This is a genomic window from Parabacteroides sp. AF39-10AC (genome assembly GCF_003635405.1).
GTDB classification, from domain to species: Bacteria; Bacteroidota; Bacteroidia; order Bacteroidales; family Tannerellaceae; genus Parabacteroides; species Parabacteroides distasonis.
Map to the genome: position 1 here is coordinate 1 of NZ_QTLP01000071.1, position 1,638 is coordinate 1,638.

Annotated in this window: 4 protein-coding genes and 1 pseudogene; 1 reads left to right on the plus strand and 4 read right to left on the minus strand. The window is 48.7% G+C overall.

What is annotated here, in order from left to right:
- Window positions 1–228 (plus strand): annotated as a pseudogene (locus DW033_RS24170) (lysozyme); the annotation flags it as partial.
- Window positions 229–290: 62 nt separating this feature from the next.
- Here the strand turns inward: DW033_RS24170 and DW033_RS24175 are convergent.
- From DW033_RS24175 to DW033_RS24190, 4 genes are all read right to left on the minus strand, one after another.
- Window positions 291–512: a hypothetical protein gene (locus DW033_RS24175; RefSeq protein ID WP_004310300.1), complete on the minus strand. Its 222-nt coding sequence runs from the start codon at window positions 510–512 to the stop codon at window positions 291–293.
- 116 nt (window positions 513–628) lie between these two features.
- Window positions 629–937, minus strand: coding sequence for a hypothetical protein (locus DW033_RS24180; RefSeq protein WP_004310301.1), 309 nt, complete (start codon window positions 935–937; stop codon window positions 629–631).
- A 53-nt stretch (window positions 938–990) separates the two neighbouring features.
- On the minus strand, window positions 991–1,296 hold the full coding sequence (locus DW033_RS24185; protein WP_004310302.1) for a hypothetical protein: 306 nt from the start codon (window positions 1,294–1,296) through the stop codon (window positions 991–993).
- The gene (locus DW033_RS24190; RefSeq protein WP_008770680.1) at window positions 1,236–1,454 is read right to left on the minus strand and encodes a DUF3873 domain-containing protein; all 219 of its coding nucleotides are present in this window, start codon (window positions 1,452–1,454) and stop codon (window positions 1,236–1,238) included. The genes DW033_RS24185 and DW033_RS24190 overlap by 61 nt, the downstream gene beginning before the upstream one ends.
- Window positions 1,455–1,638: the final 184 nt, after the last annotated feature.

Here is a 1,638-nt window from a genome sequence, read left to right on the forward strand (position 1 = left end):
CAGTTCGGGAAGGATTCGCTTCTGCTTGCCACGCTCGCCTACAATGTCGGTCCGTACCGTCTTTTGGGGAGTGGGAAGATACCCAAAAGCACGCTAATCCGAAAGCTGGAGGCGGGTGACAGGAACATCTACCGGGAGTATATCGCTTTCTGTAACTATAAGGGGAAACGCCACGCCATGCTGCTCAAACGAAGGAAGGCTGAGTTTGCGCTGCTGTATGTACCATAAAGAATAAGTGTCTGACGAAAGAAACTCCGATGAAGCCGCCAACTTCATCGGAGTTTCAGTTTTCATACATTCGGGATTGTCCCTTTGCCTGCAACCTCACCGTCCCTGCAATGCTCTATGATACCGGGTGAAAATCCCATGCTGCCGATTGCGATATGCCGGATATAGTCTGTATATTCCTGACCTTGAAAATTCCTGCCCGTAAGGTTCTTGAAAACCATCTTTATGCTTATGCCGTCGTTGCTGTACAAGATGGTTTTTCCGTTCTGTCTGATTGTTTCCATGATTAAAACTTGTTTTTGTGAATACTATCGTAGATTGGTACAAAGGTTTCTTTGCCTACTTTCTTATCCGCCATCATGCTCATGAAAGAAAGTAGGCGGCTTTTGCCGCCCACCCCTCAAAAGCGGGTGTAAAGTCCCGTTACCATCGTGAACATTTCCTCCAGCATATCGCAATATATCCCCTCGTGCGTTTCAATGTCCTTCGTCCTGCTCTCGAATGTCTTTTTGCTGAACGTCTTGCGGTAGAAACGCATATTGTATAGGTCTGCCCCTCCGTCATAGATGATGTCAAGGCGGTTGGCACTGGTCTTGTTCCTCGCAAGGCTCATGCGCAAGCCGTTGCCCATGTCTGTGAAGTCTTTGCTTCCCGTCATGGCGGCAAAGCGTCTGCCGCCAATCTGCTCTAAAATTGTCTTTGCTATCATATCCGTTGTCTTTTAGGTTTATGGTTCGGGCGGTGCGGACACCGCCCCAATGTTCAAAATTCTGTTTTCTCGGTTATGGGTGTGCATTTTTCCAGCCACTCTTTCAGACATTCCATGCTATACTCGCTCGTGATGACTGCCGTATGGCTGTCAATGGCAGTGAAACGGCTGCTTTCATAGCTGTCTATCCACCCCTTTAGGGTATCAACTCCCCACGCTTCGGCATCGTCAAAGATGCCGTCCAATGCCGTAATGGGTTCGCTGAATTTGACTATCAGCGTTTGGTAGCCTGCTTCGTTCATCGCTTCTCCTCCTTCCTTTCCTTTGCCGTTAGCCACTTGTCCCGTGCGGCTCGACATTCGTCTAATGTGGGTTTGACACAAGAGAAAAGTTCCCCGTCCGTGTGGCGGTAGTCGTATTGCACAAGGGTGCGTTTGCGTCTGTCGATACCCGTTTGGAATTTCTCGTAGTTCTCCGTTCCTGCCGATTGGCAGGTGCTTACTCCGTTAATTGTCATTTTGTTGCCATAGTCGTTGTTATTTAGATGATTAGAAATGTACAGACAGCACTCTGTGTTGCATCACCATTTCGGGGTCGCTCGTGTAGCGTTGGTGCAGGTAGAAATGATGAGAGCCGAAGCCGTAAAGGAAGAACTTGTCAAGTTCGTGTTTCTCGGCAAAGTCCTTGACGCTCGCCCTTAA